This window comes from Proteus sp. NMG38-2, assembly GCF_020640995.1.
In the GTDB taxonomy this organism is placed as follows: Bacteria; Pseudomonadota; Gammaproteobacteria; order Enterobacterales; family Enterobacteriaceae; genus Proteus.
In genome coordinates this window covers 3,716,916-3,733,567 of the sequence record NZ_CP085481.1, presented here as the reverse complement: position 1 = coordinate 3,733,567, position 16,652 = coordinate 3,716,916, and the positions used below count along the sequence as shown (strand labels likewise).

The 16,652-nt window shown below is 38.7% G+C and carries 17 protein-coding genes; 3 read left to right on the top strand and 14 right to left on the bottom strand.

The window, feature by feature from the left end; genetic code table 11:
- The first annotated feature begins 75 nt into the window (after positions 1–75).
- On the top strand, positions 76–699 hold the full coding sequence (tetR(H), locus tag LG402_RS17645; protein ID WP_166539616.1) for a tetracycline resistance transcriptional repressor TetR(H): 624 nt from the start codon (positions 76–78) through the stop codon (positions 697–699).
- A 2-nt stretch (positions 700–701) separates the two neighbouring features.
- On the opposite strand, the gene LG402_RS17640 is transcribed toward tetR(H), so the two are convergent.
- Together LG402_RS17640 and LG402_RS17635 are read right to left on the bottom strand one after the other, a co-directional pair.
- The gene (locus LG402_RS17640) at positions 702–1,646 is read right to left on the bottom strand and encodes a sugar kinase (protein ID WP_227336053.1); all 945 of its coding nucleotides are present in this window, start codon (positions 1,644–1,646) and stop codon (positions 702–704) included.
- Complete coding sequence (locus LG402_RS17635) at positions 1,646–2,665, bottom strand: SPFH domain-containing protein (protein ID WP_166539615.1); 1,020 nt, start codon at positions 2,663–2,665, stop codon at positions 1,646–1,648. The genes LG402_RS17640 and LG402_RS17635 overlap by 1 nt, the downstream gene beginning before the upstream one ends.
- A 153-nt stretch (positions 2,666–2,818) precedes the next feature.
- On the opposite strand from LG402_RS17635, the gene LG402_RS17630 reads away from it, so the two are divergent.
- Complete coding sequence (locus tag LG402_RS17630) at positions 2,819–3,532, top strand: NUDIX hydrolase (RefSeq protein WP_227336052.1); 714 nt, start codon at positions 2,819–2,821, stop codon at positions 3,530–3,532.
- A gap of 28 nt (positions 3,533–3,560) precedes the next feature.
- On the opposite strand, the gene aes is transcribed toward LG402_RS17630, so the two are convergent.
- Complete coding sequence (aes, locus tag LG402_RS17625; RefSeq protein WP_227336051.1) at positions 3,561–4,529, bottom strand: acetyl esterase; 969 nt, start codon at positions 4,527–4,529, stop codon at positions 3,561–3,563.
- Positions 4,530–4,786: 257 nt separating this feature from the next.
- Here aes and LG402_RS17620 point away from each other — a divergent pair, with 257 nt between their 5' ends.
- Complete coding sequence (locus tag LG402_RS17620) at positions 4,787–5,212, top strand: TonB family protein (RefSeq protein WP_227336050.1); 426 nt, start codon at positions 4,787–4,789, stop codon at positions 5,210–5,212.
- 75 nt (positions 5,213–5,287) lie between these two features.
- On the opposite strand, the gene LG402_RS17615 is transcribed toward LG402_RS17620, so the two are convergent.
- From LG402_RS17615 to LG402_RS17565, 11 genes are all read right to left on the bottom strand, one after another.
- Positions 5,288–6,787, bottom strand: a complete 1,500-nt coding sequence (locus LG402_RS17615) for a helix-hairpin-helix domain-containing protein (RefSeq protein ID WP_109409158.1) — start codon at positions 6,785–6,787, stop codon at positions 5,288–5,290.
- Positions 6,788–6,814: 27 nt separating this feature from the next.
- Positions 6,815–8,314, bottom strand: a complete 1,500-nt coding sequence (locus LG402_RS17610; protein WP_227336049.1) for a PP2C family serine/threonine-protein phosphatase — start codon at positions 8,312–8,314, stop codon at positions 6,815–6,817.
- On the bottom strand, positions 8,314–9,354 hold the full coding sequence (locus LG402_RS17605; protein ID WP_166539611.1) for a TerY-C metal binding domain-containing protein: 1,041 nt from the start codon (positions 9,352–9,354) through the stop codon (positions 8,314–8,316). Before LG402_RS17605 ends, LG402_RS17610 begins: the two co-directional genes overlap by 1 nt.
- A 106-nt stretch (positions 9,355–9,460) precedes the next feature.
- Complete coding sequence (locus tag LG402_RS17600) at positions 9,461–10,099, bottom strand: vWA domain-containing protein (RefSeq protein ID WP_072068977.1); 639 nt, start codon at positions 10,097–10,099, stop codon at positions 9,461–9,463.
- Positions 10,099–10,740, bottom strand: coding sequence for a TerD family protein (locus LG402_RS17595; RefSeq protein ID WP_227336048.1), 642 nt, complete (start codon positions 10,738–10,740; stop codon positions 10,099–10,101). Before LG402_RS17595 ends, LG402_RS17600 begins: the two co-directional genes overlap by 1 nt.
- Positions 10,741–10,757: 17 nt before the next feature.
- A complete protein-coding gene (locus LG402_RS17590) occupies positions 10,758–11,396 on the bottom strand; it encodes a vWA domain-containing protein (protein WP_166539610.1) in 639 nt (212 codons plus the stop codon).
- 525 nt (positions 11,397–11,921) lie between these two features.
- Positions 11,922–12,410, bottom strand: coding sequence for a tellurium resistance protein TerW (locus tag LG402_RS17585; protein ID WP_166539609.1), 489 nt, complete (start codon positions 12,408–12,410; stop codon positions 11,922–11,924).
- A gap of 306 nt (positions 12,411–12,716) precedes the next feature.
- Entirely contained in the window at positions 12,717–13,661 is a 945-nt protein-coding gene (locus tag LG402_RS17580) for an HpcH/HpaI aldolase/citrate lyase family protein (RefSeq protein ID WP_227336047.1), read from the bottom strand.
- Positions 13,661–14,737, bottom strand: a complete 1,077-nt coding sequence (locus LG402_RS17575) for a cysteine protease StiP family protein (protein ID WP_166539607.1) — start codon at positions 14,735–14,737, stop codon at positions 13,661–13,663. The genes LG402_RS17580 and LG402_RS17575 overlap by 1 nt, the downstream gene beginning before the upstream one ends.
- A 2-nt stretch (positions 14,738–14,739) precedes the next feature.
- Positions 14,740–15,510: a hypothetical protein gene (locus LG402_RS17570; protein WP_227336046.1), complete on the bottom strand. Its 771-nt coding sequence runs from the start codon at positions 15,508–15,510 to the stop codon at positions 14,740–14,742.
- On the bottom strand, positions 15,503–16,639 hold the full coding sequence (locus LG402_RS17565; RefSeq protein WP_227336045.1) for a phosphoribosyltransferase domain-containing protein: 1,137 nt from the start codon (positions 16,637–16,639) through the stop codon (positions 15,503–15,505). Before LG402_RS17565 ends, LG402_RS17570 begins: the two co-directional genes overlap by 8 nt.
- Between the last annotated feature and the right edge of the window lie 13 nt (positions 16,640–16,652).

Genomic DNA, 16,652 nt, shown 5'->3' with positions numbered 1-16,652 from the left:
CTATCAGTGATAGAGTGAGTGTAAAATATCTCTATCAGTGATAGATTGTCAAGGCTATTTTATTTTGAGGTAGATATGGCAAAGCTAGATAAAGAACAAGTTATTGATAATGCGTTAATTTTGCTTAATGAGGTGGGGATAGAAGGCCTAACAACGCGCAAATTAGCGCAAAAAATAGGGGTAGAGCAACCTACATTGTATTGGCATGTGAAGAATAAACGTGCGTTGTTAGATGCATTAGCAGAAACTATTTTGCAAAAACATCATCATCATGTTTTGCCATTACCTAATGAAACATGGCAGGATTTTTTGCGAAATAACGCGAAAAGCTTTCGCCAAGCCTTATTAATGTATCGTGATGGTGGCAAAATTCATGCAGGAACTCGCCCATCTGAAAGCCAGTTTGAGACATCAGAACAACAATTACAGTTTTTATGTGATGCTGGATTTAGTTTATCTCAAGCCGTATATGCGTTGAGTTCTATTGCACATTTTACATTAGGTTCAGTTCTTGAAACGCAAGAGCACCAAGAAAGCCAAAAAGAGCGTGAAAAAACAGAGTGTAATACTGTTCACTATCCGCCATTATTAACTCAAGCTGTTGCCATTATGGATAGTGATAATGGTGATGCTGCGTTTTTATTTGTCCTTGATGTGATGATTTCAGGACTTGAAACGGTATTAAAGAGCGCTCATTAAAGTTAAATTCGTTGACGCCCTTTTTGGCTAATTAATTGCCCTTGTATATCTGCGATACCAATATGCGCTATGCAGCCTGCATTAAACTGTAAATAGTCATCTTCGATGCCATCAGAAAAAATAACCCCATTTTCTGGCATCAAAGACTCTAATTGTAGCGGTGAGTCAGGCTCAATAGTGCCAAAAGTCAGTGCAACACCAGTTGTTCTGCTAGGAAACGGCTCTCTGACGCTAAATTGTAGCTTTCGAACACCCCAATCAAAACCTTGTAACAGAGGATGCGAAGCTTCTCCTGTTATTGCCATTGCACCTGCAAGAATGGATTGAAACCACCCCGTTGATCCCAATCCCGTAGACACAATGATACCTGATGAGGATTGGGCTTCTTGAGCACCACTCCATTGTAAAATATACCGTGCGGAGGTGTGACTTTTAGGGCCAATAAATAAATCATTAACGGCTAATAGTGATTGACCATCATTGGTTGTCGCTTGCGCGAAAGTGACCGTTTTAAATGGCATTTTTTGATTAATAGTATTAATGACAGTCTCTTTTAATTGTCCTATTTCAAAGGGTAATAATTTACCATCCCATCTTGATGGATCAGGATTTATTGCAATGATAGGCTGCCCGTTGAGATATTTCAGTGTATTAGCCACAAGCCCGTCTTGACCAATCACCACCACAATATCGTGGGGTGAGAATTGATAGCTAGGTAATAAATTTCGTTCTAATAGCTGAAATCGTCCTAGTGACTTTAAAATCAACTCAGCTTCTGTTAATTGTTTTTGGTATAGATTGTGTTCGTTGAGGTAATCCTTTACCTCAACATTATTGTGTTCTAAATAAAATTTGGCTTGTGACCAAGTATTGAAGCGCTCGATCAATTCCTGTAAACGGCTTTTTCTCATCACTAACACGAAGTGAAAATCGTTGTTACGTTGCATTATTTACCGCCTTTTTTCATAAATTGGCTAAATAAATCAGGAGTAATATTCAATTCGCCGATTTTCCCTGAATTAAGCGCTAAAGTTTCAAATGCCATTGCCATTAACTGTTGTGAGTCCATTTTTGCTAGCGCCATGGCTTTTAAGTTTTCAACTGGCAATTCACGGTAAGCACGCATGGTGGCTTCAATGGCGTAGGCATCAGCTTCTGATTGTGTTCGCTGATTTTCAGCACTTAACGCGACCAGCTCTTTGCGTTTTGCTTCTGCATTAACTTTGGCTTCAAGGCGTTCTTTTTCAATCTCAGCTTGTTCGCGTAATAATGTACGTTCGTTTTCTAAACGTGCTTCTTCAATTTCTTGTCGTTTACGTTGAACCGATAAGTCAGTTTCTAATTCTGCTTCTTTAATGGTGCGCTCTTGTTCAACGGAGAATTTACGACGCGCATAAATTGCATCATCGGCTTCTTTCAGTAAGGATTCTCTCGCTTCAGCTTCTAGTGCTTTTAAGGTTTCTGGTGATGGTGTGATCGCCGCAATGGAGACATCCAAAATCGCAATACCTAATGCTTCTAATGATGGATGTTCAACTAATTGTTCCATCACCAAAGTGACTAATGATTGGCTGAGTAATAACGCTTCTCTAAGTGGGGTACTTTGGATCTTTGCTTGAATTAAGGTTTGTGCAATACGTACGACGCGATCACTGAGTTTGAGTGGATCTTCTGAGGCATAAGATTTGCCGTTTTTGCTCAAGTTAAAGTTGAGTACTTCTGCGGCTTTTTCTGGCGATTTAACCTGAAATGAGATTTGCCCTTGAATGCGTAAACCCTGAAAGTCTGCGGTTTGGAAGTTAAAAATAAATGGTGCTTCTTGTGCATTTAAAGGTAATGCCGCAATGGAGGTTGTAGCTGAATTATACCAAAAACTTAAGCCTTTACCTTGTTGGCGGATTTTGCCATTCACGGATTTAATGATGAATGTTGATGAGTCAGCTTTAAAATAATTTAAGTTAAACATAGTATTTCCTTGTTAAGTGTCTTTATGACAATAATTGCATTGTGTCTTATAGACACTATTGCTGTCAACTGATTTAGTGTCTTTATGACAAAATTTGATTTTTTGCTGTTTAACCTTAAAATAGCTTTATCGTTTTCTAATAAAGCTTTCGCCATGAATGAACAAGATTTTTTAGCCAGTTATAACCGCCGTGATTTCCTATCCCCACTTATCACCGTTGATGCCGTGCTGTTTACTTATCATGAAGAGCAGTTAAAAGTGTTGTTAGTGAAAAGAGGGGAGCATCCTGAAAAAGGAAAATGGGGTTTACCCGGTGGATTTGTCGATGAGGTGCAGGACAAATGTCTTGAAGATACAGTGCTAAGAAAATTAAAAGAGAAAACGGGCGTGATCCCCCCTTATATTGAGCAACTCTGTTCAGTGGGAAATAGCCAGCGTGATGCAAGAGGTTGGTCGGTGACGGTTTGTTATAGCGCGTTGATTGCACATCAAGCCTGTGAAGCGCATATCGATACAGTGGATTCAGTAATGTGGTTGCCGATTGATGAGGTTACACAACAAAGCTTAGCGTTTGATCATCAAGAGTTAATTACACAAGCGAGAGAGCGTTTAAAGCAAAAATCACTCTATTCAATTGTTCCCGGATTTGCATTACCCGAAGTGTTTACCTTGCCTGAGTTACAGCATGTTCATGAAATTCTGATTGGGAAAGAGATCCAGAAAAAATCCTTTAGACGACGCATTGAACAAGCAGATTTATTGATTGATACAGGAGAAAAACGGGCAGAAAGAGGACGCCCTGCAAGTCTGTATCGACTGAAAGAGGCGTCTGCGGATTATCGGTTTATTCGTAATCTTGAGTTTTAAAAAGCTGTTTGTTTATAAGACAACTGTTTTATAAAGCCAGCTGTTTTACAAAATAGTGAGCGCCATCTCGAATGGCGTCATCTGCCACTTTCATCATACGTGAGTAGTGTAAAAAGGCATGTAATGTGCCGGAATACATTTTATATTCACAAGGTAATTGATGCGCTTCCAGGGTTTTAAATAGCGTCAGACTATCATCAATAAGTGGGTCGTATTGTGCGCTGGCGATAAAGCAAGGTGGAATATCTTGCGTTAAATCGTTATTAAATAAGCAATAATAAGGTGCATCACGACTGCCAAGTGCGGTTAGATATGCATTATCATATTCTTCTAGATCTTGCTGGCGCAATCCATCCCATTCCCCCCCATAAAGTCGGCGGCTGGTGGAATCACGTAAGCCATATAATCCATACCAAAGTAAAGCTGCACTCACTTTGCCACAGTGAATGTGTTTGTCACGTAACCATAATACGGTGGCAAGTGATAACATGGCTCCCGCAGAATCACCAGCAAAACCAATATATTGCGTATTAATATCATAGTGTTTTGCATTTTGATGATAATACTGACAAACCTGTGCTGATTCATCAATGGCTTGAGGGTAGCACGCTTCTGGTGATAGTGAATAATCAATACCAATAACAGTACAACCAGTATAGCTGGCAAGCAGCCGCATAATGCGATCGTGAGTATCTAAATTCCCTAAAATAAAACCACCGCCATGCAGATAATAGAGTGTTGCGGATGTTTTTTCTTTGGGTTTATAAAGACGCGTTAATACATTTCCATAAGAAGTACTAACCGAAATATCTTGTATGTTAAACATCTCTGGTGCATCTGCATTCCAATAACGCCTATCTTGATTATAAGCAAGCCGCATCGATGGATAGCCATCATTTCCTGGTGCAGGTTGCGGATTATCTGCATAAAATTGCATAACTTGTTTCATCTCTGGCGAAATAAGCTCTAGCACATTGATTTTATTTTTAGTTTTCATTCATGCCTCCAATTATCACTGTAGGGTATTGTAAATAATGGGGCTTAATAAACTGAGATCTTGATATCCAATATTGAACGTTAGCGTTAAATGGAAAGGGTGAGAGGTAAATATGTGATCTGACTTAGATTTAAATAAAATGGCTAAAATAGGATTAATTGCACAGTTTTTCTTAACTAAATATAGATCTGAGAATAGAAATGATTATGAGATGTGTTATTGTGTTTTTATATTTAATCTTATTTTAGAAACGAAAAATGAAAATAAAATTAGCTATTTTAAGTTTACTTTGCAGCACTATTTTATTAAATGGATGTGCGACTCAACCAATGCAGTCAGATGAACAATCTCATTTGTTACTGAAACCAAAATTAGCTGATGAACCAGAGAAAATGACTCAAAGTGAAATAAAAGAGCCAAATCTTACGGTTAAAAATCACCCTAAGAATTTATCAAGTCCATTACCTAATTATCCTGTAAAAGCTTATTTTCAAGGTATTGAAGGTGAACTAAAGGCGAAATTTGATGTTGATGAAAATGGGCATGTACAAAATATTAGGATGTTAGATTCACCTTTAGTGGATGTTTTTGGTTTGTCACTTATTCACGCTATGGAACAATGGCGCTATGAAACAGGAAAACCAGCAAAAGATTTAAATTTGGTTATGAAATTTAAGCTTTGAGCTCAAGATTAAATTTAATACCATGAAAAAAGAGAATAATCCGCGATAAATTAAACAGATTATTCTCTTACTTTATTAATTTGATACTAATTGCACCACAACAAGTCGCCCGCCTTCTTCTGTCGATAACACAAATTGCAACCCATCTGTTAGTGCAATTTTATCGCCAATCGCTATCTGCTTTTTCTCTGGTAATACCATTAATCCATCAATACGCTCATTAACAAGCCACCATGTTGAGTTGTGATAAACAAAATAGCCTACGCGCTTTTTCTGTTCATCTGTGGTGCGTTCATTAGGCGCAATAAGGCGATTAACATGCCAAGGAAACAGTGATTGATTACTCCAAACCATTAAGCGGTGATCGTCAGGTCTGAAGCTACCCGCTTTACGTGAAGAATAAAGATTTAAAATCGGTAATTGCCCTTTATATGGCGTATGACAATAAGGACAAACGGGCTGTGTTTTTCCTGAAAAAACATACCATTGCTGTTCACAATTTTTATTCTGACAAGGCTGAACTAAATCTACCGTTTTGACTAAAGCGGTTTCCCATTCATCTGCAGTAGGCCGTTGTGAAGGATCGTGTAATCCTGTAATAAAGGCTCTTTCAAAAAGAGGTGTTAGGTAAGGCCCCATAATCGTGTATGGGATTTTTTTAGGATCAGCCCAAGGTAGAGATGACGGTTTTACCTGATTCAATTTTACCGCATTGCTATGATCTGTTGGGTGTTCAATAAACAGCGCTTTTTCACCCATAGAGAGTGTCTCATCTCGCATTTCATCGTCAAGATCGTGAATTTTACCGCCACGTAATGGATGACGATAAAACAGATACATATAGATTAATACTGCAAGTGCGTGCCTATCGGTCGTAATGCTTGGCAAGATACGGTTAGGATCTTCTTTCGGTAAATGGCTGGTTTTTACCACTTCAGGTGCAATAAAATCAGGTGTTCCAACAACATCAGGCGGGTATTTGCCGGGCACCACTAAACCGTCAATATCGATCACACAGGCATGACCTTGTTCAGGATCGATAAGGACGTTTTTATAGCTTAAATCACTATGGCATAAGCCTGCTGCATGCATTCGGCGAACGGCACGAGAGAGCAATAAGCAGACTTTCAGGTAATTTAATAAATTGCCTCTTTCACGAGGATCGAGAAATTTATTTTGGTTGTTGGCACTTGCAAACCATTTACCTTCTTTTTCGCGGCCTTTTATCGCTAGAAAGTCGTTGTTTTTAGAGCCATATTTAAAGAAAAAGTGGGATTGATACGTCGGCACCACAATACCGATTTTACCTTGATGTTCAACAACATCAGTTGGCCAGCAGAAAAGGTTTTTCCAGTATTCACCGCCACTTTGCTCAAAGATATTATGACGATAAGAGCCTGTTATCATATCGATTCTATCTTTGGCTTGTGCGTTTTGTTTTGTCTTATAAAAGGCAACAACATAGGTTCTGTCAGGGGAAAAATAGACATCTTTCATTGAGCCAGAGCCAATAATTTCATTGACGTACTGAACTGTTTTTCCACTTTGCGTTGTACAGGTAATGATATCTGCCATGAAACTCACCTATTTTCTCTTTGATGATCACCACGCCACAACCAGAGTGCGGTCATCGTGATTGCCTGCTGAAAAGAAATTTAGCCATTCGGCCAGTGTTTGATCAGCGGTTTCTGGTGAGGCTAAACAAGGCGATATTTCATCAATAAGCGCTGCCCATTTATTGGGATCTTGTAAGCCGTTATCTGTTTCAAACTTCGGATCAGACACACCATCTGTCATTAATATCAGGTGTGAAATTTCGCTCCATTTACCAATAATAATGCGTCGATTAAATTCGATATCATTAAGCGCATTATCATCAAGAAAACGGGTTTGTCCTGCATATTCACCACTATCAGGAATACCTAAAACGCGGACTTTTCCAGCGGGTCCATAAGCGGCAATTGCACCATCACCCATCCAAAAGGCTGCTGCAAATAGCTCATTATTGATGCGTAAAGTCACTGTTGCCAACAGTGTAGTTGAAAATGATTTTACGGGTTCATTAATGCGAATGGCTTCATTTTTTAGGTGATTAATCGCAAGCTGTGACGCATTGTGAAATAGCTTAGAAAAAAAGTTGCCTACCTGCCTTTTCTCATTCTCATCATCCCATTGGTGAATGGTGTTGAGATAAGGGGCTAATGCTGGATTTTTTTCAATGTTCAATTGTTCTTGAAGGTATTCACTGACCACTTTGGTGACAATGCGTGAACCTTCACGAGAGTAGCGAGCACTACCTGCACCGTCAGCGACAATTAAAATATTCCATTGGCTTTGGCTATCGTGATGAATATAAAAATCGTCATCACGAAATGTACCTGCATGTTCGTGAGAGCGACCACGACGACTTGCTCCTGCAATACGAATACCGTCTTTAAGAATAAGTTTGCTATCAATATGTGCTTTAGGATAAGGGCTATTTGCGGGAGGTTCGTTAATTTGCCATAAGCTACGAGGATCAGGATTAATGATTAATAAGACGTCATTGTGATAGCAAATGGCATTAACAGACCAATGGACAACCAATGTGAAATTGCCACTTTTTGTTGGTGTGCCGACTAAACAACAACTTTCGGTATCAAAGGTTATGCCGAGAGCTTCCGGAAAATTCACAGACTCAATTTGTGCAGTATCAAGCGTATCTAATTCAATATTAATAGAAGAATTAAATTCGCTACCGACTTTGGCATTAGAAAGGGTGATTTTGGCCGTAGGGCGGTGAATAGTCGGTTTCTCTATTGGCATTGGTGATGAGTGTGTAGGAATTTGCCCTGGTTTTAATGGGCTTTCTTTTGGTAATGATGTTTCGTCAGAGGCTAAATTGCGCGCTGGTGGCAATAACAGAAGAATAGGTTGTACGTTGTCTTGTGGTGTTATTTTTTCTGCTGTTTTTGCTTTAATTTTATCAATAATAAAATCAATATGTTGAGCGATTTCTGTATCTTCATATAACGCAATAATCAGCTCTTCATGTACCGCAATGCGTTGCGAAGTTAGCGTATCATCAATAATCAGTTTTGTGAGTAGGGCTTTTTTATCCATTAGCCTTTACCTCGAGTGACATCAAAGTCAGATTGATTGCTGTTATTTCCAAAGGTGATGCTGTTATCACACCATGGGCAAATAACGGTTTCAGGGCCATTTACACAGAGTAATTTACCACATTGGCAAACGGCAAAAGCAGTGGCATTACCACAATAAGGGCAACCAGGAGTGCCATGAAGCTCACTGGTATTTACTTGATATGCCGTAGCGCTGAGATCGCTCCATGCAAAGTAATCTTCATTTAAGGTGTAGCAGCCCGTTAAATTAAATCCATTGAGGTTTAGATTAAAATCAAGTCCAGAGGCTTTCATGGGTGGGCGTTCATATTTCATTAAATAAGGCGATCGAGTGTGGCTACAACGGCCGACAAATGTGACACAAGATTCATCATAGGTACGAGCTACATCATCTTTGGCAAGGCGAACAATTTGCTCGGTTTTGCTTAAAAGTGGAGGTGTTTCCTCGCCAACACTGCGACTATGAGAAACCACAGACATTGTTATCCATTTTATAAAACGGGTGAAATCGCCTTCTTGTGCTTCAGTAAATAACAGCACATTTTCAGTTAATTGTGATAGCGCGTGTAAGTCAGCACTTAAGCCTAATCCAATCGCAATTAAGTTAACTTTGTTGGCGTAGTGGGCTTTCCAGCGTTTTATCTCTTGTGCGTAATCATCAGTTGGTCTACCGTCAGTAAGAAGATAAACAACAGGTTTCCAATCACCTTTTTGCTCAATCGTGGTTTTTTTAACTTGAGTATCGATTTGGTGAGTGAGTTCTCGTAACGCACTGCCTAGTGATGTGCCACCACCAAGAGGAAGCTGAGGGGGATAAAAAGAGACAACTTCAGTGAGTGGAACAATGGTTTTCGCTACGCCAGCAAAGGCAATGACAGAAACCCAAGCAGTTTCAAGAGCGTGAGGATCTCGCCTGAGATCACTAATAATAGTCGTAAGACCGTCATTCATCTTTTTTAGGTTTTCACCTATCATCGATTCTGAGCAATCTAACACAAAGAAAATAGGTAGCCTTCTCATTGTTATACCTTATCACTTTATAGTGGCTGTTATATATTTGTGATGGATAAACCAAAGCCTAAATAAAATAAAAGCAAAGCCTGTTTTAGCGCTTTGCTTTTGTGGATCACAGTACTAACTGAATTTCAGGCGGCGGTGGTGGTAATGTGTCTTTATCGGTGTTAATGCCCGCACTGGAACTGCCAGATGCGACACTAGCAGAAACCCATTTGAAAAAGCCTGAGAAGGCGTTAGAGTCTAATGTTTCTAATGCCACCACTTGAGATGTAAGCTCTTTAAGGTGGTCATGTTTGGCTTTTGGACCAACTGCACAGGCGATGATCGAACCAAATGAGCGTTTTTTCACTTCTTTAATGGCTTCACCATAGGCGTAAGCATCAGAAGGGGTGCCATCTGTCATTAAGAAGACCAGTGGGCGCCAGTCACCTTTTTGATCACCATCAGAGCGTTTAATATCACGATCAACACACTTGATTAAACATTCAAGAGCTGCACCAGTAAATGTGCCACCAGAGCTAGGAACGGTGATATCAGTGAATTGGAAATCTTCTAATGCCGTTAAAGGAATAAATTCACGTGCTTCATTATCATAAGTGATAATTGAGATATGTACGCTTTCTAATGCGTAGGGATCTTGTCTCAATGCATTTAGCATTGTTTGTATTCCTACGTTAACGGCATGAATAGATTCACCTCTCATTGATCCTGATGTGTCAATAAGTAGGTAAACAGGAAGTCTTCTCATTAGGTAAAGTCCTTTAAGTAAGAAACAAAACTATCTGAACTTGAAGGTTCACCAATAGCGTTAAGTTTCCAGCCATTTTCTTCTCTGACTAATTCAGCAAATAACATTGAGCGTTGATTATTGAAGGCTTCGCCTCCTGATAAATCAAAACGAGCCATTTCTACATTTTTAGCATCAACGGCGCGGATAAAGGCATTTTGTACTTTACCAAAGTGTTGTTGTAGCTCACGCCCATTGTAAATCTGAACAATAAAGACGATTTTGGTAAATTTAGGATCTAGGGTATTTAATTTTGCAATGATCTGTTCATCATCCCCATCACCAGCACCTGTACGGTTATCACCTGTTAACCAGATTTGCCCAGATTTATGTTTAAGGCTATTAAAAAAAATAATATCGCCATTAACAAGAGAAGGTTGTCCACCTTCAATTTTACCCAGATCATTGACCTTGCCGTTTTCACTACATAAAAAGGCGATAACGTCTAAATCGTATTCTTCGCTTTTTTTGCCAAAAAGCCCACCAAGGAATCCGCGTTTTTCTTCGTTGATATCCCAACCTAAACCGATAGTGACAGAGGAAAGGTCATATTCATTTTTCTTTAAACTAATACCTTGTCCTTTTTTTAAACTCACTGACATATTCATTCCTTTTTTATTTAAAGTACAACGTTAACCTCAGGAGGAGGTGGTGGTAAGTCATCAAGATCACTAATATCTTTTTTGGTTAAATCGACTTTTTGGCTACCGACAGAAATACTGGCTGAAACCCACTTAAAGAATGATTTTATGGTGTTAGAATCCGCCGTATCTAGCCGTAATACAATCTCAGTAATATTTTTGAGCACATCCGTTTGTGCTGATTGTCCTGCTGCGCAAGCAATCACAACACCAGTACGGGCTGCTTTAAATTTCTCAACGCCTTTTTTCCAATCGTCAGTTGGTGCGCCATCAGTCATTACAAAAACAAGCGGACGCCAATCACCTTTAGTTTCAGCGGTTGTTTTTTGTACTTCGTTTTCAATACGATCAGAAACTAATGTGAGCGCCTCACCTAATGCCGTTGTTCCACTTGCAACTAAGTCAGGTACGTTAAAGTTAATTAAATCAGTGAGTGGAACAATTTGTTGTGCGGTTGAATTAAAGGTGATGATAGAAATATAGGCGGTTTCTAATGCGTAAGGATCTTGGCGTAATGTTGATAAGAGCATTTCAACGCCATTCTTTACTGCTTCAATAGGTTCGCCATACATAGAACCCGATGTATCAAGTAAAAGGTAAACTGGCAATCTTCTCATGCATTTATCCTGTTAGTGAGATAGGAATAAGCGGTTAATATACTAACCGACTGATGAACGTGTTGAATTGAGATTATGCTTAGTTTAATTAAATTAGGCAAAAAACGCAGTGATGATTGTCCGATATTATTAATCTGAAATAAGATCGCATAAAAAGTAAAATAAAAGAGAATTTAATCCACGCTCACTCTTATTTTGTGTAGTTAATGGGCATTTATTATTAAAGATATTTTTTATTGATTAGTCTTAATTGGAGTAATCTAAAAAGAATGGCTAATAAAGATTAGGTATAAATACTTTTCATTTATATAAAATCAAATAATTAAATAAAAAACAAGTGAATTCAATTGATTACGTTTATTTTAATTTTACATTAAAAATAAGTAAAAATAAAACAACAACTCATTAATTATATAAAAAATATTAATTTAATAAGTATTTTATTTAATTTATTATTGATTGTAAAAATAGCTTAATACTAATGTATCAAGCTATTTCTTAATATACATTATTGTTTTTTTAAACCTATTTTTTGTCTTTTTCTTTTTCAGCTAGTTCAGTAAGTGTTGATTGAATTAAATTTTCAATATAATGGTCGACCAATAATTCAACCGCTTCACTGCGTGTGGAATTATTTAAATAAGATAATCTGTCAATTTTGCGTAATGCTGACATTTTTAATGAAAGTGAAACCGATTTCTTCTTATCTTTATCAAGATAAACTCGGCTTGTCATTCCATTATGACGAAGATCTTCACTGGCTGATAATGCCTCACGCATACGACGTAAGGTTTTATTATCAAGTTGACCACGTTCAGTCATTTGATAAGCTCGAGACGCTTTACTGTACTTTATTTCAGCGTCATAAGAATCTCTTATCTCTTTTAAAACGCGAGTTAACGTTGGCTCTGAGCATTCAAGAGCAGAAATAATCTTAATGGTTGGAACCTTTTTTCCCGAGCTTAAAAGGGTTGCCAGTGTAAAGACTCTGACCTGACGAGTGCTTAATTGCATGCTTAGTTACCACTTATTCTGTCATTCGTGTGTTAAAATATTCGGCTGTAATTTTTATTATTCTTGTTCTTACACTTTATTTACAAGTATCAGAAACATTACAAGTATAAATAAAATAAGCGTCCTATTAAATGTAGTATAAAATAATAATTCAAATGAAAAAAATGACTTTTTAAATAAAAAAGTCGGTTTTGTTTTTATAAGTTCTAGTTAAAGATAACATGTTTTGACTAGAAACTTATAAATCAAAATCAAGATAAGATAATTATTTTATCTTATCGAGTTCATCACCTGCTATAGAGTGTTTTATGTTGCATTAAAACGTTGAGCATTATTTTGTTGGTTAGGAATAATGCCATAAATTTTAGCTCTGGTTAAAATACTCAATGCCCAACGACGATGTGTTGCAGGTTCACACATCGCACCTTGTGATTTAAAGACGGCTTGCGTTGAGTTTAAGATACGCAAAGCATCTGAGTGATCGGATTGAGATACCATGAGGGCTTGTTCAATCTTGTGAATTTGCTTTGGATGTATCGCCGTTTTACCAACAAGACCATTAGCAATATCAAGAGCAAGCTCTTTATCCATAATATGGTGATCATCAATATGCTCACAAACTGGCGCGGTGAGAGCAAACTGACGAGCACCAAATACAGCAACTAGCATTTTTATGACATAACCCATTGGGCCATCATAAAGTGTTAACTGGCGATTACGTCTTAGCGAAATCACATTCATTAAGTCATTTCCACCAATACGTAACGCGATAATTCTGTTATGACAAGGGTGAGTCAGTAGGTGGTTTGCAAGCTCTGTCATTTGAATAACATCAAACACCTCTTCGGTTTCAAGAGTTGGCATCATACATAAATGCGTGTTCTCAATGATATTCCACCAAACTGGTAAAGAGGCTTGAGTAAATTTAGGCAATACAAGACCATCAATAGCACTGACATCAAGGTTTTCAGTGATCCATTGGCCCATTTCCGTATGGCGAGGGCGAATAAATAGCAAAGGCCAATGGCTACAATCATGGTTCTTTTTATGCTCTGCCAACTTAGTTAATAACGTAGCCAAATTTTCTAATGCCACCGGAATATCAGCATCGCTAACCGCATCTTCTAAACAGATAATTAAAGAGCGTAACCCTTCAATTTTCTGATCGATAATCGTTGTCACAATATCTGTTCGAGTTGCTGGCATATAAAGCGTTGCCCCTAAATTCCACGGGGATAATCGTTCAATCATTATTTCACCTTTTTAATGATAGTCACTGCACGATATTGACCAAGCGCTTGCCCTGCTTCAATAACAGCAATATTTTTTTCTTGCGCAAGATAAACCAGTAATGCCACATCAGGATCAGTTATCTCTCTCACAAGAACATGGTCAGGTACACGGCGTAAAACAGCGCGTGTGGCTTCAGCAATACCGGGTTTTATACGATTGATATTTGAAATATCATATTTTTTTGCAAGTGAACTAACGACGTTTTCGCTTAGCTTTTTTAAGTCTGATTGTTGTTCTTTAAATGTGGCATGTGGAATATCGTTATCAATCAAGCGATCAACGACTTTTCCTACAATATCAACAAGGTATCGACTGCATTCATATTGTTTTAAATGTTGGCAATCGACAAAACCATGAAAACCTTTTTCTGTCCAAATTGAACGTGAAATTAATCCTGAAACGGGGGCGCCCATGATCCCAAAGGGGATAAGCCAATCTTCATCACTGGCACTTAGCCATGCGCAACCACAAGGATCTGCAAGGACGACAAGACGTGGTTGTGGGGGATAGCCTTCGCGTCCGGTTAATGAGCGAATTAACTCACCTGTAATAGCGCCTTTTCCCGTCCAACCATCAACAAAAACAATTCCTTCTGTACCGTGATGTTGTTCAATCCATGAAAGCGCTTCGCTATCAATGCCTCTATCTCGAATAATGCTTATTCCATAGTGATAAGAGGTTTTTCCCATTTTGCGCAATGTTTGTTGCAACATTACGCCTAAAGGAACACCTGCACGTACAAGGCTTGTTAGAATAATCGGGGTATCACCAAAGCGTTCAATAAGGGATTTTGCCAACATAATCACTTCAGTTGCTAAGCGCGTCGCACCGGTTTCTAGCGCTTTTTCAAAGAGATCAAGATGCCATGTTGTGGGTTCTGGCTCTTGGCTTAGCATGTCAGAATAGTGACGTTTACCCGATTGTATTAGCTCTTCCTTTAACTCAACCGGCGTCATTTCAATATTGACGGGTTGAAGTAGAAAATCGACATCACCTGATACATAAGATCCTGAAAACGGTTTATGATCCATCATGTTTATTCTCCAAAAATTTTTGTGTTGATCGCATCAGCAAATTGGCTTTGGCGAGGAAGCCCATACCAACTGCACAATTTCATAAAGCGATGATCACTCAGACTATCGCCTAAACCAATGACAGGAAAAACGCCACGTTCTGCCTTTAATTTATTAAGCAAATACGTGACGGCTTTACCTTTTTCAATAGGCTCAGGTAACCAAGCAATATTGTTACTGTTGCGATGAATATAAAAACCCTCTGTTGAGAATGTTTTTTCTATCTCATCACCTATGGCGTATAGCTCTTCTAGTCGGGTGCTATCGTTATGCTTCATCACTAAATAAATAGGCAAATCACCATATTCATAGTTAATTCGTGCCCAACCATCAATATGTCGTTCCACCATTAATTGCGTAATGGATTGTTGTAGTGCGAGCAAACGTTGTGTATAGGTCGCTAAGCTTTGAGTGATATGGTTTTGCCATTGCGCATCTGCTGTGCCTTCAGGGGTTAATACCACAGCACCATGTGTGGTAATTACCCATGAATGAAAAGGGATCGTGACTCGGCTTATTTCTTCTGTACCCCGCGCGGTAACAGGAATTAAGTCAGCATGTTCTAGCATCCAATCTACCAGCATGGCTTGTTCTTGCGTCATAAAGCTACGAGGCTCTAAGCTTCTGTCTAATGCCCCTGTTTTATAGGGTTCTAGCGCTAATTCATCTATCATTTTGCGACGTGTTTGAAATAAGGTGTCGTCGAGATCAGTTAAAATAACGGGCTTAGTCATAACTAATTACCTCAACAATTGGTGCAACTTTATTAAGGGCTTCCATCAGTTGGTTATCAATACTGTCAATCGGGGTTTCACAACAAAGTAAAATACGATCAAATTGTTGGTGTGCCACGTTATAGACAAAATTAGGAATGCCTAAACCATAATTATCAGTAAAAGTAATGGCTGACTGAATAGCAAAATTGGTTGAAATCGGTGAACGTGTTGTCGAGCTATATTTTACAATAGCACCTTGTTTTTCAAGACGTTCGGCCAATAAGAATGGTTCCCAGACAAATTCTCCCGACCCTAATACAAGAATTTTTTCATCAACTGATACTTTGATAGTTAAACCAAGATCATTTGCAGGCGTTGTCATCCCTAATCGACCCCAGCTTTGTTTGCCTGTAATCGCAACTTGACCTGATGCCGTAATATTGACATTAGGCATAACAGGTAGGGGAGCATTAGGATCAGCATCCCATTGCCATTCACCTTGAACTAAAGAGAGAGTCTTAATCGGTAATGGGGAACGCTCAGAGATAGAATCACCACTCCAATCAGTTAAGGTTACCGCAATAACCTGCTCAATATGGGTTAATCCACCTTCTTCACGCAGTGCTGAAAGCAGGTTAATAAAGGTATTGCCCGTAGTGGCTTCATCATCAATTAATACAACGGTTTTTGCTTGTTGTACCCACTGACGTTGCTCTGCTGTTTTTGGCAAATAGAGTAAGTGATCGGTCGCGTGGCTGTGATTTTCTTTAAATTCACACAGCAGTTCACCATTATCAACAGGGTGACGTGTTGAGGTTAAATAAATCGCTTGTTGATAGCGACTTCTTACCTCATCAAAAATACCAGCGCCTAAACCTACGGCGGTTTCCGCCATACCAATAAACAAAATAGGGCCTTCAAGTGAAGGAGGAAATTGTTTGGCAAGTCTTTGGTAGGTTTCACGCATTTTTTGGGGTGAAACAGGAATATGACGGCCTAATACCTTACTGACAAATAAAAATGCACGCTTAGGATTGCGTCTTTCTGCAATATCAAATAATTCATCAAGTAACTCAATAGGGCAATTTGGCGTCACGCTCAATGTGCCACAACTAAGCTGGCGACGATAAACTAAAGAGTCACTCATGCTATTTTTCATT

What these genes read in the sequence shown, in the direction of transcription:
- LG402_RS17600 (WP_072068977.1), bottom strand. Translation starts at nt 10,099, where the DNA reads ATGAGAAGACTTCCTGTTTACCTACTTATTGACACATCAGGATCAATG.
- aes (WP_227336051.1), bottom strand. Translation starts at nt 4,529, where the DNA reads ATGAAAACTAAAAATAAAATCAATGTGCTAGAGCTTATTTCGCCAGAG.
- LG402_RS17610 (WP_227336049.1), bottom strand. Translation starts at nt 8,314, where the DNA reads ATGGATAAAAAAGCCCTACTCACAAAACTGATTATTGATGATACGCTA.
- LG402_RS17620 (WP_227336050.1), top strand. Translation starts at nt 4,787, where the DNA reads ATGAAAATAAAATTAGCTATTTTAAGTTTACTTTGCAGCACTATTTTA.
- LG402_RS17590 (WP_166539610.1), bottom strand. Translation starts at nt 11,396, where the DNA reads ATGAGAAGATTGCCAGTTTACCTTTTACTTGATACATCGGGTTCTATG.
- LG402_RS17605 (WP_166539611.1), bottom strand. Translation starts at nt 9,354, where the DNA reads ATGAGAAGGCTACCTATTTTCTTTGTGTTAGATTGCTCAGAATCGATG.
- LG402_RS17570 (WP_227336046.1), bottom strand. Translation starts at nt 15,510, where the DNA reads ATGACTAAGCCCGTTATTTTAACTGATCTCGACGACACCTTATTTCAA.
- LG402_RS17565 (WP_227336045.1), bottom strand. Translation starts at nt 16,639, where the DNA reads ATGAGTGACTCTTTAGTTTATCGTCGCCAGCTTAGTTGTGGCACATTG.
- LG402_RS17640 (WP_227336053.1), bottom strand. Translation starts at nt 1,646, where the DNA reads ATGCAACGTAACAACGATTTTCACTTCGTGTTAGTGATGAGAAAAAGC.
- LG402_RS17615 (WP_109409158.1), bottom strand. Translation starts at nt 6,787, where the DNA reads ATGGCAGATATCATTACCTGTACAACGCAAAGTGGAAAAACAGTTCAG.
- LG402_RS17630 (WP_227336052.1), top strand. Translation starts at nt 2,819, where the DNA reads ATGAATGAACAAGATTTTTTAGCCAGTTATAACCGCCGTGATTTCCTA.
- LG402_RS17595 (WP_227336048.1), bottom strand. Translation starts at nt 10,740, where the DNA reads ATGTCAGTGAGTTTAAAAAAAGGACAAGGTATTAGTTTAAAGAAAAAT.
- LG402_RS17635 (WP_166539615.1), bottom strand. Translation starts at nt 2,665, where the DNA reads ATGTTTAACTTAAATTATTTTAAAGCTGACTCATCAACATTCATCATT.
- LG402_RS17580 (WP_227336047.1), bottom strand. Translation starts at nt 13,661, where the DNA reads ATGATTGAACGATTATCCCCGTGGAATTTAGGGGCAACGCTTTATATG.
- LG402_RS17585 (WP_166539609.1), bottom strand. Translation starts at nt 12,410, where the DNA reads ATGCAATTAAGCACTCGTCAGGTCAGAGTCTTTACACTGGCAACCCTT.
- LG402_RS17575 (WP_166539607.1), bottom strand. Translation starts at nt 14,737, where the DNA reads ATGATGGATCATAAACCGTTTTCAGGATCTTATGTATCAGGTGATGTC.